The organism is Rhodococcus sp. T7, from assembly GCF_009872365.1.
Classification (GTDB): domain Bacteria; phylum Actinomycetota; class Actinomycetes; order Mycobacteriales; family Mycobacteriaceae; genus Rhodococcus_F.
This window is the reverse complement of the sequence record NZ_WXYH01000110.1, coordinates 81,173-105,372: the sequence shown is the minus strand read 5'-3', so window position 1 is coordinate 105,372 and position 24,200 is coordinate 81,173. Positions and strand designations below refer to the sequence as shown.

At 66.0% G+C, this 24,200-nt stretch carries 26 protein-coding genes; 8 read left to right on the top strand and 18 right to left on the bottom strand.

What is annotated here, in order from left to right; genetic code table 11:
* Window positions 1–491: 491 nt before the first annotated feature.
* The 11 genes from MLGJGCBP_RS13385 to MLGJGCBP_RS13335 form a co-directional block, all read right to left on the bottom strand.
* The gene (locus MLGJGCBP_RS13385) at window positions 492–1,094 is read right to left on the bottom strand and encodes a TetR/AcrR family transcriptional regulator (protein WP_124396085.1); all 603 of its coding nucleotides are present in this window, start codon (window positions 1,092–1,094) and stop codon (window positions 492–494) included.
* Between the two features lie 177 nt (window positions 1,095–1,271).
* The gene (locus MLGJGCBP_RS13380; protein WP_160096163.1) at window positions 1,272–2,501 is read right to left on the bottom strand and encodes a cytochrome P450; all 1,230 of its coding nucleotides are present in this window, start codon (window positions 2,499–2,501) and stop codon (window positions 1,272–1,274) included.
* A gap of 6 nt (window positions 2,502–2,507) precedes the next feature.
* Window positions 2,508–2,741: a ferredoxin gene (locus MLGJGCBP_RS13375; protein ID WP_087559271.1), complete on the bottom strand. Its 234-nt coding sequence runs from the start codon at window positions 2,739–2,741 to the stop codon at window positions 2,508–2,510.
* A 15-nt stretch (window positions 2,742–2,756) separates the two neighbouring features.
* Complete coding sequence (locus MLGJGCBP_RS13370; RefSeq protein WP_160096161.1) at window positions 2,757–3,629, bottom strand: SDR family NAD(P)-dependent oxidoreductase; 873 nt, start codon at window positions 3,627–3,629, stop codon at window positions 2,757–2,759.
* A gap of 233 nt (window positions 3,630–3,862) precedes the next feature.
* Entirely contained in the window at window positions 3,863–5,548 is a 1,686-nt protein-coding gene (locus MLGJGCBP_RS13365) for an FAD-dependent oxidoreductase (protein ID WP_160096159.1), read from the bottom strand.
* A 180-nt stretch (window positions 5,549–5,728) separates the two neighbouring features.
* Entirely contained in the window at window positions 5,729–6,760 is a 1,032-nt protein-coding gene (locus MLGJGCBP_RS13360; RefSeq protein WP_160096157.1) for an alpha/beta fold hydrolase, read from the bottom strand.
* An 18-nt stretch (window positions 6,761–6,778) separates the two neighbouring features.
* The gene (locus MLGJGCBP_RS13355) at window positions 6,779–7,555 is read right to left on the bottom strand and encodes a MerR family transcriptional regulator (protein ID WP_160096155.1); all 777 of its coding nucleotides are present in this window, start codon (window positions 7,553–7,555) and stop codon (window positions 6,779–6,781) included.
* Between the two features lie 129 nt (window positions 7,556–7,684).
* Window positions 7,685–7,978 (bottom strand): DUF2516 family protein, encoded by a 294-nt coding sequence (locus MLGJGCBP_RS13350; RefSeq protein WP_005251878.1) that lies wholly within the window; start codon window positions 7,976–7,978, stop codon window positions 7,685–7,687.
* 72 nt (window positions 7,979–8,050) lie between these two features.
* On the bottom strand, window positions 8,051–8,884 hold the full coding sequence (tadA, locus tag MLGJGCBP_RS13345) for a major lipid droplet protein TadA (protein ID WP_160096153.1): 834 nt from the start codon (window positions 8,882–8,884) through the stop codon (window positions 8,051–8,053).
* Complete coding sequence (locus tag MLGJGCBP_RS13340; protein ID WP_012689029.1) at window positions 8,877–9,383, bottom strand: helix-turn-helix domain-containing protein; 507 nt, start codon at window positions 9,381–9,383, stop codon at window positions 8,877–8,879. Before MLGJGCBP_RS13340 ends, tadA begins: the two co-directional genes overlap by 8 nt.
* 102 nt (window positions 9,384–9,485) lie before the next feature.
* A complete protein-coding gene (locus MLGJGCBP_RS13335) occupies window positions 9,486–10,757 on the bottom strand; it encodes a DUF445 domain-containing protein (protein ID WP_160096151.1) in 1,272 nt (423 codons plus the stop codon).
* 190 nt (window positions 10,758–10,947) lie between these two features.
* On the opposite strand from MLGJGCBP_RS13335, the gene MLGJGCBP_RS13330 reads away from it, so the two are divergent.
* Both MLGJGCBP_RS13330 and MLGJGCBP_RS13325 read left to right on the top strand, forming a co-directional pair.
* Complete coding sequence (locus MLGJGCBP_RS13330) at window positions 10,948–11,643, top strand: TetR/AcrR family transcriptional regulator (RefSeq protein ID WP_236581070.1); 696 nt, start codon at window positions 10,948–10,950, stop codon at window positions 11,641–11,643.
* Between the two features lie 49 nt (window positions 11,644–11,692).
* On the top strand, window positions 11,693–11,998 hold the full coding sequence (locus tag MLGJGCBP_RS13325; RefSeq protein WP_160096147.1) for a DUF4873 domain-containing protein: 306 nt from the start codon (window positions 11,693–11,695) through the stop codon (window positions 11,996–11,998).
* On the opposite strand, the gene MLGJGCBP_RS13320 is transcribed toward MLGJGCBP_RS13325, so the two are convergent.
* Window positions 11,985–13,460, bottom strand: coding sequence for a flavin-containing monooxygenase (locus MLGJGCBP_RS13320; protein WP_160096145.1), 1,476 nt, complete (start codon window positions 13,458–13,460; stop codon window positions 11,985–11,987). The two genes, MLGJGCBP_RS13325 and MLGJGCBP_RS13320, sit on opposite strands and share 14 nt — an antisense overlap.
* A 35-nt stretch (window positions 13,461–13,495) precedes the next feature.
* Here MLGJGCBP_RS13320 and MLGJGCBP_RS13315 point away from each other — a divergent pair, with 35 nt between their 5' ends.
* Window positions 13,496–14,356, top strand: coding sequence for a polyphosphate kinase 2 family protein (locus MLGJGCBP_RS13315; protein ID WP_160096143.1), 861 nt, complete (start codon window positions 13,496–13,498; stop codon window positions 14,354–14,356).
* 20 nt (window positions 14,357–14,376) lie between these two features.
* Here MLGJGCBP_RS13315 and MLGJGCBP_RS13310 read toward each other — a convergent pair whose 3' ends face one another.
* Window positions 14,377–14,598: a hypothetical protein gene (locus MLGJGCBP_RS13310; RefSeq protein ID WP_072939646.1), complete on the bottom strand. Its 222-nt coding sequence runs from the start codon at window positions 14,596–14,598 to the stop codon at window positions 14,377–14,379.
* Between the two features lie 105 nt (window positions 14,599–14,703).
* Between MLGJGCBP_RS13310 and MLGJGCBP_RS13305 the strand changes: the two genes are divergently transcribed.
* From MLGJGCBP_RS13305 to MLGJGCBP_RS13300, 3 genes are all read left to right on the top strand, one after another.
* Complete coding sequence (locus MLGJGCBP_RS13305; protein ID WP_160096141.1) at window positions 14,704–15,261, top strand: DUF2231 domain-containing protein; 558 nt, start codon at window positions 14,704–14,706, stop codon at window positions 15,259–15,261.
* A gap of 16 nt (window positions 15,262–15,277) precedes the next feature.
* Complete coding sequence (locus MLGJGCBP_RS50495) at window positions 15,278–15,433, top strand: DUF6131 family protein (RefSeq protein ID WP_087559280.1); 156 nt, start codon at window positions 15,278–15,280, stop codon at window positions 15,431–15,433.
* A 186-nt stretch (window positions 15,434–15,619) separates the two neighbouring features.
* Window positions 15,620–16,822: a glycosyltransferase gene (locus MLGJGCBP_RS13300; protein WP_160096139.1), complete on the top strand. Its 1,203-nt coding sequence runs from the start codon at window positions 15,620–15,622 to the stop codon at window positions 16,820–16,822.
* A 30-nt stretch (window positions 16,823–16,852) separates the two neighbouring features.
* Here the strand turns inward: MLGJGCBP_RS13300 and MLGJGCBP_RS13295 are convergent, their stop codons facing one another.
* Entirely contained in the window at window positions 16,853–17,161 is a 309-nt protein-coding gene (locus tag MLGJGCBP_RS13295) for an STAS domain-containing protein (RefSeq protein WP_236581068.1), read from the bottom strand.
* Between the two features lie 358 nt (window positions 17,162–17,519).
* Complete coding sequence (locus tag MLGJGCBP_RS13290; RefSeq protein ID WP_160096135.1) at window positions 17,520–18,275, bottom strand: GAF and ANTAR domain-containing protein; 756 nt, start codon at window positions 18,273–18,275, stop codon at window positions 17,520–17,522.
* Between the two features lie 225 nt (window positions 18,276–18,500).
* Here MLGJGCBP_RS13290 and MLGJGCBP_RS13285 point away from each other — a divergent pair, with 225 nt between their 5' ends.
* Window positions 18,501–18,935 carry an ATP-binding protein gene (locus MLGJGCBP_RS13285; protein ID WP_087559284.1) on the top strand — a complete coding sequence of 145 codons (435 nt, stop codon included), beginning with the start codon at window positions 18,501–18,503 and terminating at the stop codon, window positions 18,933–18,935.
* On the top strand, window positions 18,932–19,729 hold the full coding sequence (locus MLGJGCBP_RS13280; protein ID WP_087559285.1) for an RNA polymerase sigma factor SigF: 798 nt from the start codon (window positions 18,932–18,934) through the stop codon (window positions 19,727–19,729). The genes MLGJGCBP_RS13285 and MLGJGCBP_RS13280 overlap by 4 nt, the downstream gene beginning before the upstream one ends.
* Window position 19,730: 1 nt before the next feature.
* Here MLGJGCBP_RS13280 and MLGJGCBP_RS13275 read toward each other — a convergent pair whose 3' ends face one another.
* The 3 genes from MLGJGCBP_RS13275 to MLGJGCBP_RS13265 form a co-directional block, all read right to left on the bottom strand.
* Entirely contained in the window at window positions 19,731–20,771 is a 1,041-nt protein-coding gene (locus MLGJGCBP_RS13275; RefSeq protein WP_160096133.1) for an NAD(P)-dependent alcohol dehydrogenase, read from the bottom strand.
* Window positions 20,772–20,853: 82 nt separating this feature from the next.
* Window positions 20,854–23,148 (bottom strand): 5-methyltetrahydropteroyltriglutamate--homocysteine S-methyltransferase, encoded by a 2,295-nt coding sequence (gene metE, locus MLGJGCBP_RS13270; protein ID WP_160096131.1) that lies wholly within the window; start codon window positions 23,146–23,148, stop codon window positions 20,854–20,856.
* 123 nt (window positions 23,149–23,271) lie between these two features.
* Window positions 23,272–24,168, bottom strand: a complete 897-nt coding sequence (locus MLGJGCBP_RS13265) for a 3-hydroxybutyryl-CoA dehydrogenase (protein ID WP_087559288.1) — start codon at window positions 24,166–24,168, stop codon at window positions 23,272–23,274.
* Window positions 24,169–24,200: the final 32 nt, after the last annotated feature.

The window sequence follows — 24,200 nt, the reverse complement described above, 5'->3', positions numbered from 1 at the left end:
GCCGGAAGGGTCAGCGTGACGTCCTGCCAGATCCTCTGCGAGCCGAAGGACTTGGTCAGTCCCTCGACGGATACCTCCACTCCCACCATTACCTCCGTGTCTTCAGGCGTCGAACGCCGCCTCGGATGTTGCAGGGCACTTGCGACCTCGGACCGGAACCCACAGCCATCCCGTCGCGCACGACGAATACAGCTTGTTTGCAGCACTTTTCATCGAATCGCGGACGATGGACGGCGAGTTCACAACCTTTAGCTGTGATACAAATTACGTCGCACGTAATACGTTATACGGCTTTTGACCGCCGAGGCAAGAGCGGGAAGCGAAATAGCTTTCCTGCGAAATAGGCGCAGGCATAAGCATTCCCGACCGATCCGGCCGTGACCAGGCACGGGAACCATCGAACAGCATACTTAAGAACATTAGATTTACCGGGTGAAAGCACAAAAGAAGCCGTGCCCTCGGGGGCACGGCTTCTGGGGGACGCGGGCGAACTAGGGCAGGAAGGCCGGCAGAACGAATTGCTTCATCATCTGCCGGTGCGAGGGATCGGCCGGATCCGAATTGTCCAGTCGCGGTGCGAGCATCAATTGCACGAGGGTGATCCAGGAGCACGCCTCGCCGGTGTCGATATCCGCCCTCATCTCGCCGCCGGCCTTGGCGTCGTCGAAGATCGGCCCCCACAGTTCGGTGGTCAGACTCGTTGCGAGGGGGATCGTCTCGAGCCACGAATCCCCGCCGACGTGTTCGGGGCTGACGAGGATGCGCACGATCGGATCGTTGATCCCGTCGTAGACCAGGTAGATGAGGCCTTCGATCAGCCTGTCCTCGAACGTCGCACATTCCATCAGGAACTTGCGGCCACGTTCGAGCGTCTGACGCGATCGCCACCTGATCAGCTCGGTGGTGAGCGTCTCGCGGTCCTGAAAGTACCGGTAGACGGTCGGGCGCGAGACTCCCGCCTCCTTGGCAATGTCCTCCATGGTGGTCTTCGCGATCCCGAAACGAAGAATCATCGTCTGGGCGGCCACGAGTATCTGAGACCGTGCGACATCGGCGTCCTGGCTCAGCACACCGGCGGTCTTCCTTCTTGCCATCCTCGCTCCAGACACCGTCACTTCCGACCGGCCACCCGACCAGTCGCGATACAAATGACAATACACGTAAGTTGTTGCATATCGGGCGGCCACGTCCCTTCATTACACCAAAAGAGCGAGGCAGCTGCCCGAAGTCCCACAGGACCACGGACAACTGCCTCGGACGTCTGCCCGGCCTCAGGCCGAGGGGGTGAAGGTGATCGGGAGCCGGATGCAGCCGCGTACCTGGGTGGCATGCAGGATCGGCGGATCCTCCGGAACGAGTCGGTAATCGGGCAACCGCTTGTGAATCTCCTCCATGGCCAGCTTGAGCTCGATGCGTGCCAGGTGAGACCCGATGCACCGATGAGGACCGGCCCCGAAAGAGAGGTGACGGTTGGGCGAGCGATCGATCTTCAGCTCGTCCGGGTCCTCGAACTCGCCGCCGTCGCGATTCGCCGAGCAGAGCAGCACGATGAGCTGCTCCCCCTCCGCGATGGTCACGCCGCCGATCTCGACGTCGCGGGTCGCTCGCCGGCCCGCGATCACGGCGGCCTCGATCCGCAGAATCTCCTCGACAGCCGCCGGGATGGTGTCGGGATCGTCCACGATCTCCTGCCGCTGCCCGGGATTGTTCGCCAGGTGGATGATCCCCCACGCCAGTGAACCCTGGACGGTGTGGAGGCCCGCGATGAGCAGGAGGAAGAACATGCGGTACAGCTCTTCGTCGGTGAGCAGTCGTACCCCGTCCTCCATCTCGATCGGGGTGTTGATGATCTGCGCCGTCAGACTGTCCGAGGCGTTCTCACCGGAACGCACTCCGGCGACGATGGCACCGAAGTAGCCGAAGATCTGGTTGGCCGCATCCTCGCGCGCCTTGGCGGACTCTTCTTCCGTTCCACCGGGAATGCCCTGCAGTGCAACGTCCGTCGTCTTGGTGAACATCTCGGCGTCTTCGAGCGGCCAGCCCATCAGCGCCAGGAACACCCGCGTCGGCAGCTCGTGGGCGAACTCCGAGATGAACTCGGCTTCACCGCGTGACACGAAGTCGTCGATGAGCTCGTTGATGACGTCCCGGATCTGGGGCTCGAGCTCCTTCATCCGCTTGGGACTGAACAGCGGTTGCAGCGCCTGCCGGTAGAACGTGTGCTCCGGCGGGTCCAGCTCGATCGGGATGAACTTCCCCTGGCCCGCGTTCACGAGGTTGTTCGGGTAGCTGGAGAAGGTCTCCGGATCACGCAGGACCTGGTGGATCTCCTCGTAGCGCGTCACGATCCAATGGCCGCCGTGCGCCTTCGAGTACACGACGGGGCCGATGGCCCGCAGCGCCGCCGCGCGTTCCTGGAACACGTCCTCCGGCATCGCCAAGGTCTGGTCGTAGACGTCGAAGTCCACAATGAGGTTCTCGGGTAGTTGGGTTGTCGTCACTGCTTCTCAGCCTTCCGAATTCGGGAGTTCGACGCTCAGCGCGCGTTCGGGGCACATCTCGACGAGGGCACCCAGTTGGTCTCGTAGTTCCTCGGGAACCGGTTCGGCAACGACGACGGGGTAGCCCTGGTCGTCACTGTCGACTATCTCGGGTTCCGCGCCGTAGCAGAGGCCGTGGCCCGCACAAGCGGATCGGTCGACCTTCAACGACGGCGCACGGTTCTGCGCATGAATGGTCATCGGCGGACGCTCCACTCAGTCGACGGGAAGCGTCGGAGTCGGCGTGTCCTCTTCGAACATCATCGCGACACGTGACAGCGTGCCGCCGTCCGTCGCGGGCAGCGTCAGACCGGAAATGTATGCGGAGTCGTCCGACACGAGGAAGAGTGCGACCTTCGCGTTGTCCACGAGCGACGGCGGACGCTGGAGCTTGAGCGGAATCGGCGAGACGCCCGGATCCCACGGGCCCGCGGTCTCCTCGTAGGACTGGCCGATCACCGGGGTGCCCGGGCCCATCAGGAAGTTCGGCGACATCCCGTGCGTGGGGGCGAGGGCATTGACGCGGATGCCGTAGCGTCCGAGATCCAGACTGAGGCCGCGAACCAGGCCGTTGACACCGGCTTTCGTCGCCGAGTACATCGCGATGCTGTGATAGGCGGCGAACGAGGCCGCGGACGACGTCGCCAGGATGGTGCCGCCGCCGTTGGCCCGCATCGCAGGCACCGCAGCCTTACAGGAGTACACGACACCGCTGAGGTTGACCCCGAGAACGTGCTGCCAGTCGGCATCCGTGAGGTCCTGGAACTCCACCTGTTCGCCGCCGGCCACGGACGGGACACCGCCGCGGGAGACGACACCGGCGTTGGCCCACATGATGTCGAGCTTGCCGAACTGCTCGACGGTGGTCTCGACGCTGCGGTAGACGGCCGCCTCGTCACTCACGTCGGCGGTGATGGCGATCGCCGTTCCACCTTGCTGCTCAACAAGTTTCGCAGTCTGCTCGGCCCGGTCGCCGTCGATGTCGACGACCGCCACCTTCGCACCTTCCGATGCGAACAACTGCGCTCCCTGGCGTCCGAGCCCGGATCCACCTCCGGTGATGACGGCAACTTTGTCCTGAAGTTTCATGTGAACTCCTCTGTGATGATTCGTCAGATGCCGGAGACTCGCGGTGCGTGGGACATCGTCCGGCGAAGTCGGGCGGCCAGACTGTTCCGATCCTCGACGGCGGGGCCTGTCGCCGGCCGAGAGGATCGGGTGCGGGCCGCATCTCCGATCCGAATAAACCTTATACCGTTAGGCGATGAGACGTCAATCACTTTCTTCGGCGCACGTCGAGCCGGGCGCGCATCAGGGTAGATTCAGCCGGAAATAGCTGCACTCGAAGCAATTTCGATCATCGAGGCGATGTCTACCAGCTTCACGCGCGGCCGGCCGGATTCCCTGCCGAGTCGCCGCTCGTGCGCGTCGATCGCTTTCCATCCGTCGTAACCGATGCTCTCGGGTCGCCGCTCCGCGACCAGTCGGCGGAGGTCCTGCCTGCCACCCCCGGGAGCCGCCAATCGACCCGAGTGGAAGTCGTCGACGAGTTTGTCGACAGTTTCGGCGGCGCACGCCTTGTTGGTTCCGATGACGCCGGAGGGACCTCGCTTGATCCACCCGACGGTGTACACACCGGACATCGGCCTGCCCGAGTCCGGTTCCAGCACACGACCTCCGTCGTTCAGCATCGTGGATCGTGCACCCGAGACGGGGATCCCCGCGACCGGGATCCCCCGGTACCCCACCGACCGCAGGACCAGACCACAGTCGACGTCCTCGACGGCACTTGTCGGAGCCACCCGGGAACGGCCGTCCGCATCCGGAACAAGCTCGTTGCGGACCAGGCGGATCCCCTCCACCCGGCCGTCTCCCACCACCTCCACCGGAGAAAGCAGGTAGCGCAGCGTAATACGCTTGGATCCGGGCGCGTTCGGGGCGGCGGCGAACTCTGCGACGATCCTGGCTTTCATCGCCTCGATCGGGTCGGTCCACCCACCCGCCTCCGCCTCACGCGCCACCTCGTCGGGCTGCACCGCGACATTCACGCCGGGGAGATAGCCGAGCGCGAGCAACTCCGGATTCGTGTACGCCGCTTGCGCCGGACCTCTCCGCCCGACGACGAGCACTTCCCTGATCCTGTTCTCCGACAACGCTTCCAATGCGTGCGGGGCGATGTCCGTCTTCGTCAACTCGGCGGCGCCGGCGACGAGCACTCGGGCCACGTCCAACGCCACATTGCCGTTGCCGATGATGACGGCCCGTTCGCCCGATAGGTCGAACGTGCGGTGCGCATGCTCGGGGTGACCGTTGTACCACGCCACGAATTCCGTTGCCGAGTGGCTTCCGGGCAGATCCTCGCCGGGAATCCCCAGCGCGCAGTCGGCGGGGGCGCCGACCGCGTAGATCACCGCATCGTGATGCGCGAGCAGGTCGTCGTGAGTCAGGTGCGTACCGACCTCGACATTGAGGTAGAAGTCCACGTTCTTCCGCGACGCCGTCTTCTGGAACAGCGCGGCGACCGCCTTGGTGCCCTGATGGTCCGGTGCGACTCCGAATCGGATCAGCCCGAACGGTGTCGCGAGCTTTTCGAAGAAGGAAATCTCCACGGCGGGACCGATTCGCGACAGCAGGCTCTCGGCCGCATAGCAGCCGGACGGCCCGGATCCGACGATCGCCACCCGTAGCAGTGCGCGGTCCGATACCTGGACCGCCTCGGCAACAGGACGGTCGGGGGCGGGGGCCTGCTGATCCCGGTTCGTGTAGAACGCCGCATTGATTTCCTCGTAGCGCGCGGTCTCCGGCGTCAAGTCGTAGTCGGGAACGATCGCGTCGACCGGGCACGCGTCGATGCAGGCGCCGCAGTCGATGCAGCCGGCGGGATCGATGTACAGCATCTCCGCGCTGCCGTAGCCGGGCTCGTTCGGAGTCGGATGGATGCAATCGACGGGGCACACCGCGACGCAACTCGCGTCGTTGCAGCAGGATTGCGTAACTACATGAGCCAACGTGAGCTCCTATCGCCTGATGACCGGATCGGTGGAACGCTGGATCGCGTCACGTTTTACAGTGATACAAATTACGTTAGATGTATTGTCGTCGATGTGTCAAGCCTCACACCGGCACAAAAAATCGGGCCCACACGCCATCAGCGTGTGGGCCCGACCGACTGCAGGGCAGCCGAAAGGTCAGAGGTTACGTAGCCGCACGATCTCCTTGTCGAACTCGTCGATGCTCTCGACGGAACTCATGTGACCGACGCCGGGAAGGACGATCAGCCGCTCGAGGTGACCGGCCTCGTCCAGGACGCGAGCGAGCTTGCGGGCATGGACGGGCGGGGTCAACCGATCCATGGAACCGACGAGCACCGTGGTCGGGACGTCGAGGTGGTCGAGTGCCTCGTGAATGTCGAGGCCGCTGAGCGCGGCACCCCAGCCGCCGCGGATGCGCGGCTTGCAGTCCCGGACGATGTTCTCGCAGAATTGGACCTCGGCGCGAGTGGCGTTCGGCGACATCGACACGTACTGCAACGCGCGCGTCATCACCGGCGAAGACACCAACGGGACCGGTGTGCTCAGGACGGCGCGACCGACCGGAACCGGCACGCGCGGAAAACGATTCGGCAACGGGATGACGGTGGTCTCAGCGACGAGCCGGTCGCAGGCGGTGCTGGCGAGCAGGACTGCCGACGCGTATTTCTTCACCTCGTCGGCGTGCCGGCCTGCCCACGCCATGATGCTCATGCCGCCCATGCTGTGGCCCACGAGGACGGCCTTCTTGTCGTCACGCACCGTCGCCTTCAGCACCTCCGACAGGTCGTCGGCGAGGACGTCGGGACCGAGCGGAAGCGAGCCGACCGAGCTGCGACCGTGCCCACGCTGGTCGTAGGTGATCACCCGGTACTCGCCCGCGAGCGCATTCACCTGCGGGTACCAGTATTCGGTCGAACAGGTCCAACCATGGCTCAGCACAATGGGATCGCCGTCCACCGGACCGTACGCGCGAACGTACAACGTCGCTCCGTCGTCGGTGAGGATCTCCGTCACATCCGGGCGCAGATCCGGGGTGCGCAGCAACTCGTTCGGGGCCACCTCGGTCGACAACGTCAACCCGCGGGTGGCGCGCTTGTGACGGATCGCCGCTGCCGCGGCGACGACGGCGCCGACCCCGGCTGCGCCTGCGAGCGCCCGGAAGGCGATGGTGCGCGAACTGCTGGTCATTCCCTACCCCTGTCCTGTCTAACTTGCTTTGTTGGTGTCTGTGCCCGACGCCGGACCCGGTGTCTCGCCGAGTTGCCGGGCAGCCCGTTCGAGGGCCCGGGAGATCTGCTCCTCCATCGCCTCTTCGAACAGCGACTGGACGGCGTCGTGCGCGAGGGGACGCATCTGGTCGACGAGCCGCGCGATGTCCGAGACCTTCGCCTCGTCGAGTTCGAGCGGCTCACCCTCGGCGGCGAGATAGCGGTCCGCGACGACGGCGACGAACCGTGCGGCGACGTCCGAGAGGTCGCGTCGCACCGCCGCGGTCTGTTCGAGGACGTCTTCGAGCGGGATGCCGGCGTCGACGAGGACCTGCGCCGCCTCGACCAGTCGCGGATTGTCGACCGAATAGTCGTCCCCTGCGGGAACGAGCACACCGAGTTCGGTGCCGCGGGCGATGTTGGCCTCGGTGGTCTGCGCCCCGAACATGCGTTTCAGCTCGGCGATCGTGAGGCGTGCCGCGCGCCTGCGCTTCTTCCAGCGGCCGCCCGGGTCGTCGGTCTCCAGAACGTCCTTGACCTGGAGTCCGTAGTGCGCGGCGGTAAGCAGTTCACTGATGGTCGCGAATGTGTAGCCGCGATCGAGCATCCGTCCGATCAGGTGCAGCCGCGCGAGGTGCGAGTCGTTGTACCACCCCGTGCGCCCCTGCTTCCTCGGCGGCGGGAGCAGTCCGCGGTCCTGGTAGACGCGCACGTTGCGCACGCTCACCCGCGCCTCGCGTGCGAGGTCGTCTATTCGGTATTCCCTCGCGGACATGTCAGCTCCTCGGTAGCCGTAAAACCACCATAGCATTGTCACAATGTCCATTGTCATCGTCAGGGCGCGAAAGGCCCCGAACGTTCGCAGGACCGTGAGGGAGGAGCGGTATCTGTCCGGCTGGAATGCCTACCAGCGAGGTCCGCGCTGCACGTCGTCGACACGGGGCCGCACATCCACGAGGTAGACGCACACCGCGACGACCGCGACGATACCGAACAACTGCACGGCCGGGAACAGCAGGAGAACGAGGAACGCGACCGCGAGAATGCTCAGCCAGATCGGTTTGCTCAATTTGTCCACCGCGGTGAACGCGTCCTTGCGCTGGCGGGCGGCGTGGAACAGCGCGTACGCAGCACCACCCAGAGCGACGATGCGAATCACCAACAAGATCACCGAGACGACGCCGTCAACTTGAATCACAGCCCCATCCTACGAGGTGGGCACGCAAACGGCCCCCGCACCGAACGTGCGGGGGCCGAAAAGCGTGAAGGATCAAGCCTTCTTGGCCGGAGCAGCCTTCTTGGCCGGAGCGGCCGCCTTCTTGGCCGGAGCCGGAGTTGCCGCGGCCTTGGCCGGAGCGGGAGCAGCCTTCTTCGCGGGAGCGGCAGCATGCTTGGCCGGGGCCGCCTGGTCGGCGCGAGCCTGGACGTCGGCCGCCGTGGCGGTGACGCGATCGGCAGCGCCCTTCGACGCTTCCTCGGCCTGGTCGCCCAGGTCGAGAACCTTCAGGGCAGCCTCGTCGCCGGCGTCGGCGATGGCCTCGCCGAGTCCCTCTGCCGTCTCGGAGATGCGGCCCGAAGCGCGGCCCGCGAGCTTCGCGGCCTGTTCGCCCACGGCGCGCGTCTGGCGGGCCACGGTGCCGAGAGCTTCCTCGGTCAGCTCGACGGCGTCACCGAAGGCGGTCTCGGCGCGGCCGATGCCCTCCTCGACGACCGGCTGCTTGCGAATGCGCTCGACGGTGTCCTCGCCGCGCTCGGCGAGCGACGTGTACAGGTCGGATGCGACCTTCAGGTAGGCCTCGGCGACCTTGCGCAGCTCGTCGGCGGTGAACTTCTCCCGCAGCTCGGCGAGCTCCTCGGGCAGCTCGGACGGCAGTCCGGCAAGGCGGTCGCGAAGGTTCTCGACACCCTCGGTGACCTCTTCCTGCAGTCCGGCGAAGCGCTCCTTGGCGCCGCCGACACGCTCTTCGACGTCACCCTGGGTGGACTCGGCGCGCGAGCGGACCTGGGCGACGACGTCGGCCACGGCCTGCACCACGACGTCTCCGGCACCTACGGCGGCGTACAGCGACGTCTTGACGCTGTCGATGGTCTTCTGGTCAGTCATCGGCTTTCTCCTCTTCAACGGTGGGGGGTTCTGGTTCCGGCGTCTGGGAATCAGAACGCTGGTGTTCTTCTGTCCGAAGCTCGGACGTCCGGGATTCTGCCGCTTCCGCCGATTCGTTCTCACGACAGAACGACTCGTAGATCTCGAGCAGCACCTGCTTCTGCCGCTCGGTTATGGCCGTATCCGCGAGCAGAGCGTCACGGAGGGGACCGTGTGGCCGCTGCTCGAGGTAACCCGCCTGGACGTACAGGACCTCCGACGAGACCCGGAGCCCCTTGGCTATCTGCCCAAGCACCTCGGCCGAGGGCTTGCGCAACCCACGTTCGATCTGACTCAGATACGGATTACTGACTCCGGCCAGCTGCGCCAGCTGCCGCATCGACACCTGGGCTGCTTCGCGCTGGGCACGAATGAAACCTCCGATGTCGTGAGCGGCGTTGCTGACTACGCGAGCTGCCAGATCTCCTGCACCGGCCGCATCGCGGTCATCGCTTGCCATCAGTCCTCCGTGTTGCTGTGCAGCACCCAGCCTAAAGCAGGGTGCTAGCAATTGCAAGCACTCTGTTAGCACCTAGCTAGCGGCGCGGTTCCGCGCGGGAAGTCAGCCGAACAGCAACGTCGAGAACGTGTAGATCAGCAGGCCCGCGATCGCACCGACCACGGTGCCGTTGATGCGGATGAACTGGAGATCGCGTCCCACCTGGAGCTCGATCTTCTTGGACGCCTCCTCGGCGTCCCAGCGCTCGACGGTGTCGGAGATGATCGCGGTGATCTCGTCGGTGTAGTGGACGACGATGTAGCGCGTGCCCGCGAGTACCCACCCGTCGACCTTGGTCCTCAGTTCGTGGTCGTCGCGCAGCCGCTCGCCGAATCGCACGACGTTCTCCGCGACCTTCGTGCGCAGCGTGCTGTCCGGGTCGTCGACGGACTCCATGATCAGGCGCTTGGCGACCGTCCACGTCGCCGCGGCGAGGCCGGTCACCTCCTCGCGTCCCATGATCTCGGCCTTGATCTTCTCGGCCTTCTCCATGGTCGCGGGATCGTTCTGCAGGTCGTCGGCGAAGTCGACGAGGAAACGGTTAGCCGCCTGCCGCACCTCGTGCTCCGGGTTGGACCGCACCTTCCAGGTGAATTCGACGAGTTCCCGGTGGATCTTCTCGCCGAGCATGGCGTCGACGAACTTGGGCGACCAGGCGGGCGAATCGCGGCTGACGATCCGGTCGATGGTCTCCTGGCTCCCGAGCGCCCACTGGTGCGCCCGCTCGGCGAGCAGATCCAGGATCGGCAGCTGCCGGTTCTCACGCAGCAGTTCGCCGAGCACCCGCCCGATCGGCGGCCCCCACTGAGGCTCGGCCAGCCGGCGCACCAGCGTGCTGTCAATGATCTGCTGCACGTCCTCGTCGCGCAGGATCTCGACGAAGCCGCGCAGGATGGTGGCCGTCTCGGCGGCGACCCGCGCGGCATGTTTCGGCTGTGCCATCCACGTGCCCAGCCGGAGCGGGATCTCCGCGGCCTCCACCTTGGCGGACACCACCTCGGGGGCCAGGAAGTTCTGGCCGACGAAGCTGCTCAGGCTCGCCCCCAGCTGATCCTTCTTGCGTTTGATGATCGCGGTGTGCGGTATCGGCAACCTCAGCGGATGCCGGAACAGGGCCGTCACCGCGAACCAGTCGGCCAGCGCGCCGACCATGCCTGCCTCCGACGCGGCTCGCACGTAGCCGACCCACGCCCCCGCGCCCCGCGATTCCTGCCACCGGCACACGAGATAGACCACGGTGGCGAAGACGAGGAAGCCCGTCGCGACAGCCTTCATCTTGCGGAGATCACGACGCTTCGCATCGTCGTCGAAGGCGGAAAGGCTCAATTGATCCACAGACGCCATTGTGCCCAAGGTCGGCGCCGGGGCGGTCACCCAGCCGTTGGACGCGCGCCCGCACAGACGGCGTTGTGCCGTGAGACAACACCCTCGCACTAAGCTGACAGGAGATCGCGACACGAAACGGATGTGAAGAGAGTCAGTGGCGAACGACGGCGTGAAGGATCCCGAGCAGGTGACCGAGTCGATGACGAAGCAGGACAAAGCGGCAAAGCCCGATGGGCGCAAGCGCCGCTGGCGTGAGCACAAGATCGCGCGCCGAGAGGAACTCGTCGACGGAACGATCGCCGCCATCCGCCTGCGTGGACGGGACATCGGCATGGACGAGATCGCGTCCGAGATCGGTGTCTCCAAGACCGTGCTGTACCGCTATTTTGCGGACAAGAGCGATCTGACGAACGCGACCATGGCGCGGTACGTCGAGACGACGCTCGCTCCGCGGATCTACGAGGCCATCGGCGGAGACCTCGACGACTTCGAGTTGACCCGCGCCACGATCACCGCGTACGTGGAGACGGTGGCGTCGGATCCCGACGTCTACCTGTACATCATGGCCAACGGTTCCGGCCCCGGCCGCGAGACGGTCGCCGACTCGGAGCGGATGATCGCCGAGGTGCTGTCCACCGTGCTCGGCGAGCGGTTGCGGCAGATGGAGATGGACTCCGGCGGCGCTGTCCCGTGGGCGTACGGAATCGTCGGCGGTGTGCAACTGGCCACCCACTGGTGGATCTCCAACCGGTCGATGTCGGTCGAGGACCTGATCAACTACCTCACGATGATGACCTGGGGTGGCGTCACCGGAATTGCTGCGGTCAACGGCTCGCCTGCACGCTTCAACGCGATCCCGCACCCACTGCTGCCGCCTGCCGACGCCACCGAATAGGCGTCGATCCATTCTTGTGTAACTAGCAGTTACAGGTAAACTTCCTCGAGTGAACGAACACGAGGAAGAAGAGGGCTACCGCGGCCCCGCCGACGTCGTCGTCGGCGACCGTCCCGCCGTCACCGTAAGGGTCCAGCTGGCGGGAAACTTCGAACCCATCAGCGGTCGGTACGTCTGGCACGGCCGTGTCCGCACCCTGACGGACGCTCTCGGCGCGGACGCGGACCTGTCCGCGGGTACGGAACTTCAGATCACCGGCCCGGAAGGCACGGCCACCGCCCGGATCACCGGAGTGGACCTCTGGGGAAGCCATCTCGTCGACGGAGTGACGCCCCCGCCCTTCAGCCGGGCGTGAACTCGAAGTCCGTCGGATCGACCTCCCGCGTCTGTCGCCAGTAACGCACGGTCGAGCCCGGCCAGATCGCGCGGTTGACGCCGTGCGAGTCCAGATACCAGCTCACGCATCCGCCGCGGGACCACACACCCTTCGACAGCTTCCGCTGGATGGCGGTGTTGAAACTGCTCTGCACCGCAGGCCGGACGACCGCGGCGTCGGCGCCGCGCCGGTCGACGAGATCCATCAGCCGGAGGACGTAACGAATCTGCGACTCGATCATGAACACCACCGAATTGTGACCGAGTCCGGTGTTGGGGCCGAACAGGAAGAACGCGTTGGGGTAACCCGCGACGGTGATACCGAGGTGGGTGCGGATCCCGTGCTCCTCCCATTCGTCGGCGAGGCGCCTGCCGTCGACCCCGGTGAGGTCGAACCTGTCGAAGCCGTCGGTGACGTGGAATCCGGTGGCGTAGATGATCGCGTCCACGTCCCGCTCCGTCCCGTCCCCCGCGACGATGCTGTGCGGACGGATCTCCGCGATGCCCTCGGTGATCACGACCGACCTCGGTGAGATCAGCGCCGGGTAGTACACGTTCGACCCGAGGATCCGCTTACAGCCGATGACGTAGGACGGGGTGAGCTTGCGGCGGAGTTCGGGATCGGTGACGGTCCTGTTCAGATTCCCCCGCGCCGCGCTCTCGATCGGCCGCATCAGGCGGAAGTGCCCGTTGAACCCGAGCGCGAGCGATTCGTATGTCCAGTAGACCGCGGCACGCGCCATCCGTCGCGCAAGCGGGACCCGGCCGAACAGTCGCCGCGCCTTCGGCGGAATGCGGAAGTTCAAGTCCGGAATCACCCAGGGCGGCGTCCGCTGATACAACTGCAGTTCGGCGACGTCGCCCACGATTTCGGGTACGAACTGGATGGCGCTGGCGCCCGTGCCGATCACCGCGACTTTCTTACCCCGCAGGTCGTAGTCGTGGTTCCAGCGCGCCGAATGGAACGCCGTGCCCTCGAACGTGCCGGCTCCGGGCAGATCGGGGACGTTCGGAATGTGGAGGGCGCCGATCCCGGACACGACAAACTGCGCGACGTACTCGTCGCCCGACTCGGTGTGGATGTGCCAGCGGCGGTGTTCGGCGTCCCAGTAGCCGCCCGTCATCGTGCGGCCGAAATGGATGTTGCGCCGCAGGTCGTATTTGTCGGCCAGTCCGCGCAGATAATCGAAGATCTCCGCCTGCCCGGACCACATCCGCGTCCAGTCCGCGTTCGGCTCGAACGAGAAGGAGTACAGGTGCGAGGGCACGTCACACGCACACCCCGGGTACGTGTTCTCCCGCCACGTGCCGCCGACCTCCCGCGCCTTCTCCAGCAGGATGAAGTCGTCGCGCCCACGCTTGCGCAGCTGGATCGCCGTGCCCAGACCGGAGAACCCGGTCCCGATCACCAGGACACGGCAACGATGCACCTCGCCGACCACACCTCCATGTAACGCTCCTGTGGCACTGTCTGTACATGGCCGAGAACGCACGCGGATTCTGGAAGACGCCCGCTACCGAGGCCCTGCGGTCACACTCGGGCCGGTGGATCGCCGAACTCGACTGCGGGAGCACACCCGGATTCGTCGGCGACAAGTCGGACGGCCTCCAGCTGCTCGAGGAACGCGGAGCGGTTCTGTCCGCCCTGCAGGAGAAGCTCTACGCCAACGGACGATCCGGCGACCGACGGTCGGTGCTCCTCGTGCTCCAGGGCATGGACACCGCGGGGAAGGGCGGAATGGTCCGCCACGTCATCGGGCACGTGGACCCGCAGGGTGTCGATCACGCCTCGTTCGGTGTTCCCACACCCGAGGAGAAGCGCCACCACTTCCTGTGGCGGATCGGCAAGGCCGTCCCCCGCGGCGGGCAACTCGGCGTGTTCGACCGGTCGCACTACGAGGACGTACTGGTGGTCCGGGTTCACGATCTCGTGCCCGAGGAGATCTGGAGCGGCCGCTACGACGAGATCAACCAATTCGAGAAGGAACTCGTCGCAGGCGGCACGACCCTGGTCAAGGTCGCGATGTTCGTGTCACTCGACGAGCAGAAGTCACGGTTGCGGGAGCGGTTGGAGCGCCGCGACAAATACTGGAAATACAACCCCTCGGACGTCGACGAGCGCTTGCTGTGGCCGGCCTACCAGGACGCGTATCAGGCCATGCTCGACCTGACGTCGACCGACTACGCGCCGTGGTATGTCGTTCCGTGCGACCGCAAGTGGTACAGCCGGCTCGCGGTCACCGAACTGCTGATCGACGCCTTGGAGAAGCTCGACCTCGACTGGCCGCCCGCCACTTTCGACATCGACGCGGAGAAGCGGAGACTTGCGGAATCCTGAGCCGTCCGGAACTGCCGCAGTCAGAACAGGTGCGGCGATTCGTGATGCAACCTGTGGTCGTGGCGCACGGTTCCGCCGTACAGCGCCATCGCCCCGGCCAGTGCGACGACGCACAGAGACCCGGAGATCACCGCCCAGCCGCCCTGCCCGGATCCCGCGGCGACGAGGAACCCGCCGAGACAGACCACCGAGAGCAGAACCAGTGCGAAGCTGACCCAAGCTGCGAAGAGATTGAGTTTCATTGCACTCACCTCACCTTCGAGAACGTGGTCCCGACGCTACGCCCGACCTGCACCGACGACAAGGCGGACCGGTTTTCTTCGGGCCGCCGTGGGTAACCGGAAGGCATGAACCTCGAGAGCGTGTTCCGGAAAGCGGAGGCCGCCCGGTTCCTCGACGGCGGCAGCCGGTTTCTGCAGCAGCGGATCCAGGGGGCACTCGGTTCCTCCGCCGCGGGCCCGTTGTTGCGCGGGTCCTGGCTCGGGCACCCCGTGCATCCCGTTCTCGTCAGCCTCCCCATCGGGGCGTGGGTCGGCGCGAGCGTCTTCGATCTGGCATTTCGTGATCACGTCGGCGCACGCAGGCTGATCGGCCTCGGACTGCTCGCAGCTCCCCCGACGCTGATGACCGGCTGGGCGGACTGGGCCGAACGCGACACCGTACAGCGCCGCGTCGGACTGATCCACGCCGAGGCCAACGCCATCGGTGTCGTGGCCATGCTCGCGTCCTACGTTCGCCGCAGGCACGGGACGGACGGACGCGCTGTCGCCACGAGCACCGCGGGACTCCTCGCGATCGGCATCGGCGGCGCGCTCGGCGGGCATCTGACCTACGCAATGGGCGCAGGGGTCGACGAGGTGCGGGAGGGTCCGCGATCGGACTCGCCCCTCACCTCGGTGGGATGAAGAATCGAGGAACGTCATGATCGTGCTCGGACTGATCTTGCTCCTGATCGGATGGCTGGCCGGCATCAATTGGCTCTGGACCATCGGCATCATCCTCGTGGTGATCGGCGTGGTCCTGTGGATTCTGGGCGCGACCGGGCGTGCGGTCGGCGGCAGGCGTCGCTGGTATTAGAACGCAACACCGGCCGGCTCGTGGCACCCGTCCCGTGACAGAATGCGAGTCGGTCGGTTTACAAACCCGAACTTCGGGAATCCCCGTGGCATGACGGCCATTCATCGCGAACCCAGACCTCCCGTGTGCGGCGGGCAGCCGATGAGAACGGCCGCAGTCGGCACCTCGAGACGATTACGGATTTCGATGGTCTCCGCCAACGCCAGTCCCCTCGACGCGTCGGACGGCGCCGAAGTCGGAGAGCAGAGCATTCACCTCGCCGAACTGTCGGCGGCCCTCACGAGGGAGGGCCACGACGTCACGGTCTACACGCGGGCGGAGCGCGAGGACGCCCCCGAGCGCGTCACGACCGCGAGCGGGTACACCGTCGTGCACGTACCGGTCGGTCCCGCACGGCCGATGCCGGAGGCCGAGATCCTGCCGCTGATGGGGGCATTCGGCAGCTTCCTGAAGACCGAATGGGAGGCCGAGCGGCCCGACATCGTCCACGCCCACTACTGGATGTCCGGGATCGCGACGCAACTCGCCGCCCGCACCCTCGGCATACCGGTGGTCCAGACGTTCCACGCCCTGGGAGTGGTCGAGCAGCGGTTCGAGCACGCGGACACGTCGAGCACGCACAACCGAATTCACTTGGAGCAGTTGATCGCCCGCGGCGCCACCCGAGTGGTGGCGACGTGCACGGACGAGGTCTTCGAACTCTCCCACCTCGGATTGCCCCGCTCGCGCACCTCCGTCGTCCCGTCCGGCGTCGACGTCAAGGAGTTCACGCCCGACGGCCGCGCCGACGAGAAGGGCAAACGCCACCGCCTCGTCATGGTCGGCAGGCTGGCGCCCAGCAAGGGTTTCGACACCGCCATCGAGGCGCTCACCCACTTCCCCGACACCGAACTCGTCATCGCGGGCGGACCCGCCGCCGACGACGTCGCCGACGACCCCGAAGCGTCCAGACTGCTGACGCTGGCTCGTGAGACGAAGGTGCGCAACCGGGTACGGATCGTCGGGCGGGTACCGCGAAACGCCATGCCCGCGCTGCTGCGGTCGGCGGACGCCGTCGTGTGCACCCCGTGGTACGAGCCGTTCGGGATGGTGCCGCTCGAGGCGATGGCCTGCGGCACCCCGGTGGTCGCGTCCGCCGTCGGCGGCATGCGCGACACGGTGGTCGACGGCATCACCGGACGCCTGATCTCCCCGCGCAACCCGGTCCGCCTGGCGGAGGCCCTGCGGCAGATCTTCGACGACGACGCCCTGCGCACGGGATACGGCATGGCGGGCTGCGATCGCGCCCGCGCCCGCTACTCGTGGGACCGGGTCGCCACCGACACCCTCCGCGCCTACGGCCGCTGTGTGTCGGCTCCTCCGCGCACGAGTCGAACCGGCGCCCACTGACTCGGGCGCCGGTTCGGCCGGTTCGGCGGCTTACGCCGTTCGGCCGTGCCAGGCCACGAGGGCGCTGTCCACGGACGCGAAGCACGGGTAGCTCGACTCCTGGCCCGCCGCCCTGAGCAACCGGTAGACCGGCCGGCCGCAGATCATCGCCCACGTCCGCCCGTCCCGGACGTTCGTCGCGTGAACGGTGTCGAGCACCGACAGACCCGCGGTTCCGATGAAGTCCACCTTCGACATGTCGAGGATGAACTGCCCCTCCGGCGAGATCCGCGTGCACACGTAGTCGCGGAACCCCGGTGCACTGAACAGGTCGATCTCGCCCCGCACCCCTACCAACATCACCCCGGAACCGAGACGTTCGGATGTGAATTCCGCGCTCGCACAGCGTGTCGGAGCGGAACCAACGGCCGCGAGCGTTACCCTCGGCTTGTACGTGGTACCGAACTCCGTGCCCGAACACGCCATTTCAGGTTCTGGGACCCCTTGACCAACAGACATGGCTCACCCCATCTCGAACATTGAGAGGGGAAGCGGAGCACCTGCAGACAGACCCGACCTCGGACACATGACACTGTCTGCTACGGCAGCGCTTCCCGACATCGGCTGTGTGTTCAACCTCGGTTCGAGACTACTCCCGCCTGTGATGTGTCACAAGGAAATAACAGATACTGGGGCCCCCGTTTGCCCTGGTGAGCGATTACAAACCGTTATGCACGGTTGTGCGGGCAGAAACAGCCGCCACGACACGTTCTGCGACCACCCGAAGTTTGACGTTCTCGCGCTGCGAACGGGTGACGAGGACGTCGAATGCGGTCTCGGCGTCGAGACCCCGCAACGCCATCACGATTCCCTTCGCCTGGTCGATGACGGAACGGGAACGAAGTGCGATACGAAGTTGCTCGATCAGATTTCTCGCCTCGCCGTACCGTCGCGCGTTGCGCACCGCGACCGATGCCGCCTCGACGTGCAACTCGAGCACCGATTCGTCCATCCGGTGGAAGGCGTGCGGCAACAGTCCGTACAGATTCAGTGCGGCCGACTGCTCCGGGCAGGGCAGCGGCACGGACAGGTAGCTGTGGACGCCCGCCGGTTCGGAACTCGCGGCGTACGCCGGCCACTTCTCGTACGCGGCTGCACGGTCGGCACGCACGGGTTCGCGGGAGCGGATGGCGTCGAGCGCGGGACCCTCACCGAAGCGGTACTGCAACTCCTCGAGTGCCGCGACGTCGTCCGAGGTCGCCGCCGCCGTTACCGGACCGGTCGCCCGGAGAACGGTGACCCCGGCCATCGCCGCACCCGGGAACGTCGACACGATCCGACGGCACACCCTGTTCAGCACCACCTCGAACTCGTCCTCGGGCCCCAGCAATTCGAGCACGGAGTCGAGCGAGACGGCGACCGCGTCGGCGTCGACGTCACTTGTCAACGTGTGCAGGTGAATCTCGTCAGGCATCCCACTCACTCGTCTCCCGTGACCGCCATGACCCTGCCGAGGGCCTCAGGAACGCTGATCGTGCCGCCCACACTACCCGCGCAAACGTACTGATCGGACTGGTTTGATCGGTCCTGTTCTGCGGTATTCCACCTGCGGTGTCGCCGGATCGCTACCCTGACTTCTCAGCAGCGCGAGCCGACCCACCGCTCGCCGACAGCACGGTACGCCCTACCCGGAGGTCTCATGGCCATCGCCAAGACAATCGAACCCGACCAGGATCACACACATCCCGTCGTCGAACTGCGCGTGCGAGCAACGCCCGATCAGCTCTCCGTACTGCGCGCCCTGGCAGCTACCGTTGCCATCCACGAAGATTTCGACCTCGACTCCATCGCCGACATCAAACTGGCCATGGACGAGATCTGCACCCAGCTGATCGTCCGCGCGACACCGGATGCACTTCTGGTGTGCCGGCTGCAATTTCTCGACGGCACCTTGCGAGTCGACGTTTCGAGCACCACCACCTCGGTCGATTCCCTCGGCGAGCGCTCGTTCGCCTGGCACGTCCTCAACGCCCTCACCGATTCGGTCGACCTGAAACAGGAGCCCGACCCCGCCACCGCGGGTTTCGTCACCACCATGGAATTCACCAAGGTGAAGAACGGCCTGAGTCTGTGACGTCCCATACTCACAGTGGGGGGCACACGGCCCGTTGGCCGGACGAGTATCAGGACGTCACAGCAATGTTTCAACAGATGGCAGCCCTCGACGAGGACGACCCCAGGCGCGGCAGACTTCGCGACGCCGTCGTGACTCGCTGCCTGCCGCTTGCCGAGCACATCGCACGCCGCTTCGACGGCCGCGGCGAGGCGCACGACGATCTGGTGCAGGTCGCGCGCCTCGGCCTGGTCAACTCCGTGGACCGGTTCGACGTGGAGCGGGGATCGGACTTCGTGTCGTTCGCCGTCCCCACCATCATGGGCGAGGTCCGGCGGCACTTCCGCGACACCGGGTGGGCCGTCCGGGTACCCCGCCGGATGAAGGAACTGCACCTCGCTCTCAGCCAGGCCGTCGCCGAACTGTCGCAGAGCCTCGGCCACGCCCCCACCGTCAGCGAACTCGCCGAGCATCTGGACCTGGAACAGGAGGAGGTGGCGCAGGGACTCCTCGCAGGCAACGCCTACCAGACCGTTTCCGTCGACAACACGTCCTCGGACCGGGCAGGCGAGCTGTCCATGGTGGAGACGCTCGGCGACTACGACGCCGCGATGGACGACGTCGAGAACCACGAAACCCTGCGGCCCCTGCTCCAGTCACTGCCCGAACGGGAGCGGACCGTCCTCATGCTGCGGTTCTTCGGCAACATGACCCAGACCCAGATCGCCGACCGCGTCGGCATCTCGCAGATGCACGTGTCCCGCCTGCTCGCGAAGACACTGGCGTCGCTGCGAGATCAACTCGGTGACGCGTAGGTCAGATCGTTGCCGTGTCGATCACGAATCGGTACCGCACGTCGCTGCCGACGACGCGGTCGTAGGCGGCGTCGATCTGGTCCGCCGAGATCACCTCGATCTCTGCGCCGATTCCGTGTTCGGCGCAGAAGTTCAGCATCTCCTGCGTTTGAGCGATGCCGCCCACCATCGAACCGGCCAGGCTGCGACGGTTCGCCGTGAGGCTGAACGCGCGCACCTCGATCGGCTTCTCCGGCAACCCCAGTTCGACGAGGGTGCCGTTGATCGCGAGCGTGGACATGTACGCGTCGATATCGAGATTCACCGAGACGGTGTTGACGATGAGGTCGAACTGTCCGCGCAACTGGGTGAACGTGCTCGGATCCGAGGTGGCGTAGTAGTGGTCGGCGCCGAATTTCAGGCCGTCGTCCTTCTTGCCGAGCGACTGGCTGAGCACGGTGACCTCGGCGCCCATCGCATGCGCGATCTTCACGCCGACGTGTCCGAGACCGCCCATCCCGATGACGGCGACCTTCTTGCCCGGGCCGGCGCCCCAGTGGGCGAGCGGTGAGTACAGCGTGATGCCCGCGCAGAGCAGCGGCGCCGCGACGTCCAGTTCGAGGCCGTCCGGGATGGACAGGACGAATCGTTCCGTCACGACGATGTGCGTCGAGTAGCCGCCCTGCGTCCGCTCGCCGTCCCGCCCCGTGGCGTTGTACGTCCCGGTCGCCCGGTTGAAGCAGTACTGCTCCTCGTCGGCCCGGCAGGCGTCGCATTCGCCGCAGGAGTCGACGAAGCAGCCCACCCCGACGCGGTCGCCGACCCGATGCTTCGTGACGTCGGAGCCGACCGCGCTCACCACGCCCGCGATCTCGTGACCGGGCACGACCGGGTAGTGGGTGCCGCCCCATTCGTTGCGGGCGGTGTGAATGTCGGAGTGGCAGATGCCGGCGAACTTGATCTCGATGAGCACGTCGAGCGGTCCGAGTTCGCGGCGCTGCACGGTGGTCTTCTCGAATCGGCTGTCGGCGGACGTGACTGCGTATGCGGCTGCGGTAACCATGCTTACATGCCTACATGTTTGCGCGACCGAACGCACGTTCGGGGCCACCGCTTCCGCGGTGACCCCGAACAGACCTGAGGAATCAGTCCTCGGATTCTTCCTTCTCGGACCGTCGGCGCAGACGCCTCGCGGCCGCCACCAGGTTGCGCAGCGAAGGCTCGAGCTGCCAGTAGTGGCGGGTCTTCAGGCCACCGTCCGGGTTGGCCCACAACCGTTCCAGCGAAACCGACTCGCTCGCCTCCGTGAGCAGTTCGTCCAACTCGTCGATGTCCGGAATCCGGGCCGACCGGCTCTCGTACACACCCGGACCGACCCCGTGGGTCAGCGCCCGCTCCTTGATGGCATCGAGCACCCACGTGATGGAACGCGTCGCCACGATCGCCGTCACGTCCGCGTCGAGCCGCTCGATGGCGTCGACCACCGACGCCCGGCTCGTGTACGTGAGGTGCGTGTGGATCTGCGTCTCCGGCTTCGCCGCACCCGTCGCGAGACGGAACGCGTCGACCGCCCACTCGAGATACGCCTCGCGGCCGTTCTCGCGCAACGGCAGCAGTTCACGGATGGCCGGCTCGTCGACCTGGATGATCGCGATACCCGCGGCCTCCAGGTCGGCGATCTCGTCACGGATCACCAGCGCCAACTGGTCGGCAGTCTCGTACAGCGGCTGATCCTGGCGGACGAACGACCGCGCGATCATCGTCACCGGGCCCGTCAGTATGCCCTTGACCGGCTTGTCCGTCAGCGATTGCGCGTACGCGATCCACTCGACGGTCATCGGCTTCGGCCGCGACACGTCCCCGTAGAGGATCGGGGGACGTGTACACCGCGAGCCGTAAGCCTGCACCCAGCCGTTGTGGGTGAAGGCATACCCCTCGAGAAGCTCCGCGAAGTACTGCACCATGTCGTTGCGCTCGTGCTCACCGTGCACGAGGACGTCGAGACCGATGTCCTCCTGCAACCGGATCGTGCTTTCGATCTCCGCCTGGATCCGCGTGTAGTACTCGTCCCACTCCAGGCGCCCCTGCCCCAGCTCGTACCGGGCCCTCCGGATCTCGTTCGTCTGCGGGAACGAACCCAGCGTCGTCGCCGGAACCAGCGGCAGGTTCAGTCGCTCCTGCTGCGCGACGCGCCGCTCCTCGTACGGAGCCCGGATGCGGTCGTCCGGCTTGATGGCGTTGACCCGTGCGCGCACCGCGTGCTTGAGCTTGAAGTGCACCGACGTGGGACGCTTGCGCCACTTGTCGGACGGGCCCTCCGTCAGCGCCTTGGCCAGCGAGACCACCTCACCGACCTTCTGCTTCGCGAACGCGAGCCGGTCCGCGACGTCACCCGGGATGTCGTACTCGGACAACACGTCGTACGGCACGTGCAGCAACGACGTCGACGTCGAGACCACAAGATCGGGCACGACGTCCTTCAGGGTGTTCAGGTACGTCAGCGTGTTGTACCGGTCGACGCGCCACACGTTCCGGCCGTCGACCACACCGGCGTAGATGCGCTTGCGCTTCATCCCCGGGATCCTCGCCAGCTCGTCGGCACTGAGCCGGTGGCTGACGAGGTCGAGTCCGAGCGCCTCGACCTTGGTGGAGGCGAGGATCGCGAGAGCCTCCCCGAGATGCCCGTAAGGGCCGGTGACGAGGATGCGGGGACGCAGCGGCGCGTGCGACAACTTCTCGTACACCCGGGCCAGCGCCGCCAGCTCTTCCGGCGTGCGGTCCTCGGTGAACGACGGCTCGTCCAGCTGGATACACGTGGCGCCGACCTTCGCCAGCTGCTCGAACAGCAGCTCGTATTCCGGCAGCAGCTTGTCCAGCAGGTCGAGGGTCGAGAAGCCGTGCCGCTTCGACGTCGGACCGACCTTCGACAGCAGGAGCAGCGACACAGGTCCCAACACGACGGGACGCAGTTCGATCCCGCGTGCCTTCGCCCGCTCGAACTCGTCAAGCAGGATCTCGGACCGCAGCGAGAACTCGGTGTTCTCGTCCAATTCGGGCTGGCGGTAGTGGTAGTTGGTGCCGAAGAACCGCACCAGCTCGAGCGGCGGGAAGTCCGGCCTGCCCCGTGCCAGCGTGAAATAGAAGTCCAGCGGATCGAGCTGGTTCTCGAGCGACGCGAACCGCTCGGGGACCGCACCGAACAGCAGCGCGTTGTCGAGTACGTGGTCGTAGTAGGAGAACGTGTTGCCCGGGACCTGGGTCAGACCGGTCGCGGCGAGCTCACTCCACGTCTCCTCCTGGAGATCCCGGGCGACGGCGACGAGTTCTTCCTTCGTTCCCGCGCCGTGCCAGTAGGACTCGAGGGCACGCTTGAGTTCGCGGCGAGGTCCGATGCGGGGATACCCCAGGATGCTGGATCCGTATGCTGCGGTGCTGGACATGCGGTCGACCTTTCTGGGCTCAGTCCGGTGGCTGAGAATGCCTCTGGGCTCGATGCACCTGTGCGCCTCTCACAACCGCCGGAGGTCGTGAAAGGCGCACAGGCGTAGTCGCCTACCTGACTACTAGCTGGCCTTCTTGCTCGCACGGCCGTTGTCGCCGTACTCGTAGAAGCCCGCGCCGGACTTCTTGCCGACCAGCCCGGCCTCGACCATGCGGAGCAGCAGCGGCGGAGCCGAGTAGAGGGGCTCCTTGAACTCTTCGTACATGGAGTCGGCGATGGACTTCACCGTGTCCAGGCCCACCAGGTCGGTCAGCGCGAGCGGACCCATCGGGTGTGCGAGGCCGAGAACCGTTGCCTTGTCGATGTCTTCCTTGGTGGCGAACCCGGACTCGACCATCCGGATCGCGGACAGCAGGTACGGCACCAGGAGGGCGTTGACGACGAATCCGGAACGGTCCGCGGACCGGACGACCTGCTTGCCCAGCACGTCGCTCGCGAAGGCCTCGGCCCGCTCGGCCACCGACTTGCTCGTCTTGAGCGTGGTCACCAGCTCGACGAGGGGAAGCACGGGAACGGGGTTGAAGAAGTGCATCCCGATGACCCGCTCCGGGGCCGTCGTGGCGATGCCCAGCTTCATGATCGGGATCGACGACGTGTTGGACGCCAGCACGGCGTTCGGATCTGTCACGACCTGGTCCAGTTCGGCGAAGATCTCGCTCTTCACCTTCTCGTCCTCGACGACGGCCTCCACGACGAGCTGCCGATCCGCGAAATCACCGAGATCGGAGGTGAACCGCAGCCGCCAGGCGGCCTGCTCACGTTCCCGCTCGGTGATCTTGCCGCTGCTCACACCGCGATCGAGCGAACGCAGGATGCGCGAGCGCCCCGCGGCCGCAAGCTCACGGGTCTGCTCGAACACCAGAACGTCGACGTGTGCGCGAGCGCACACCTCTGCGATTCCGGCACCCATGATCCCGGCGCCGATCACGCCGACGCGCTGAATCTTTTCGCTGGTCACGTCAGCTCCTTTTCGTCTAGTGGAGTCGTCGC

What these genes read in the sequence shown, in the direction of transcription:
- MLGJGCBP_RS13385 (WP_124396085.1), bottom strand. Translation starts at nt 1,094, where the DNA reads ATGGCAAGAAGGAAGACCGCCGGTGTGCTGAGCCAGGACGCCGATGTC.
- MLGJGCBP_RS13375 (WP_087559271.1), bottom strand. Translation starts at nt 2,741, where the DNA reads ATGACCATTCATGCGCAGAACCGTGCGCCGTCGTTGAAGGTCGACCGA.
- MLGJGCBP_RS13370 (WP_160096161.1), bottom strand. Translation starts at nt 3,629, where the DNA reads ATGAAACTTCAGGACAAAGTTGCCGTCATCACCGGAGGTGGATCCGGG.
- MLGJGCBP_RS13360 (WP_160096157.1), bottom strand. Translation starts at nt 6,760, where the DNA reads ATGACCAGCAGTTCGCGCACCATCGCCTTCCGGGCGCTCGCAGGCGCA.
- MLGJGCBP_RS13355 (WP_160096155.1), bottom strand. Translation starts at nt 7,555, where the DNA reads ATGTCCGCGAGGGAATACCGAATAGACGACCTCGCACGCGAGGCGCGG.
- tadA (WP_160096153.1), bottom strand. Translation starts at nt 8,884, where the DNA reads ATGACTGACCAGAAGACCATCGACAGCGTCAAGACGTCGCTGTACGCC.
- MLGJGCBP_RS13340 (WP_012689029.1), bottom strand. Translation starts at nt 9,383, where the DNA reads ATGGCAAGCGATGACCGCGATGCGGCCGGTGCAGGAGATCTGGCAGCT.
- MLGJGCBP_RS13330 (WP_236581070.1), top strand. Translation starts at nt 10,948, where the DNA reads ATGACGAAGCAGGACAAAGCGGCAAAGCCCGATGGGCGCAAGCGCCGC.
- MLGJGCBP_RS13315 (WP_160096143.1), top strand. Translation starts at nt 13,496, where the DNA reads ATGGCCGAGAACGCACGCGGATTCTGGAAGACGCCCGCTACCGAGGCC.
- MLGJGCBP_RS13310 (WP_072939646.1), bottom strand. Translation starts at nt 14,598, where the DNA reads ATGAAACTCAATCTCTTCGCAGCTTGGGTCAGCTTCGCACTGGTTCTG.
- MLGJGCBP_RS13305 (WP_160096141.1), top strand. Translation starts at nt 14,704, where the DNA reads ATGAACCTCGAGAGCGTGTTCCGGAAAGCGGAGGCCGCCCGGTTCCTC.
- MLGJGCBP_RS50495 (WP_087559280.1), top strand. Translation starts at nt 15,278, where the DNA reads ATGATCGTGCTCGGACTGATCTTGCTCCTGATCGGATGGCTGGCCGGC.
- MLGJGCBP_RS13300 (WP_160096139.1), top strand. Translation starts at nt 15,620, where the DNA reads ATGGTCTCCGCCAACGCCAGTCCCCTCGACGCGTCGGACGGCGCCGAA.
- MLGJGCBP_RS13295 (WP_236581068.1), bottom strand. Translation starts at nt 17,161, where the DNA reads ATGTTGGTAGGGGTGCGGGGCGAGATCGACCTGTTCAGTGCACCGGGG.
- MLGJGCBP_RS13290 (WP_160096135.1), bottom strand. Translation starts at nt 18,275, where the DNA reads ATGCCTGACGAGATTCACCTGCACACGTTGACAAGTGACGTCGACGCC.
- MLGJGCBP_RS13285 (WP_087559284.1), top strand. Translation starts at nt 18,501, where the DNA reads ATGGCCATCGCCAAGACAATCGAACCCGACCAGGATCACACACATCCC.
- MLGJGCBP_RS13275 (WP_160096133.1), bottom strand. Translation starts at nt 20,771, where the DNA reads ATGGTTACCGCAGCCGCATACGCAGTCACGTCCGCCGACAGCCGATTC.
- metE (WP_160096131.1), bottom strand. Translation starts at nt 23,148, where the DNA reads ATGTCCAGCACCGCAGCATACGGATCCAGCATCCTGGGGTATCCCCGC.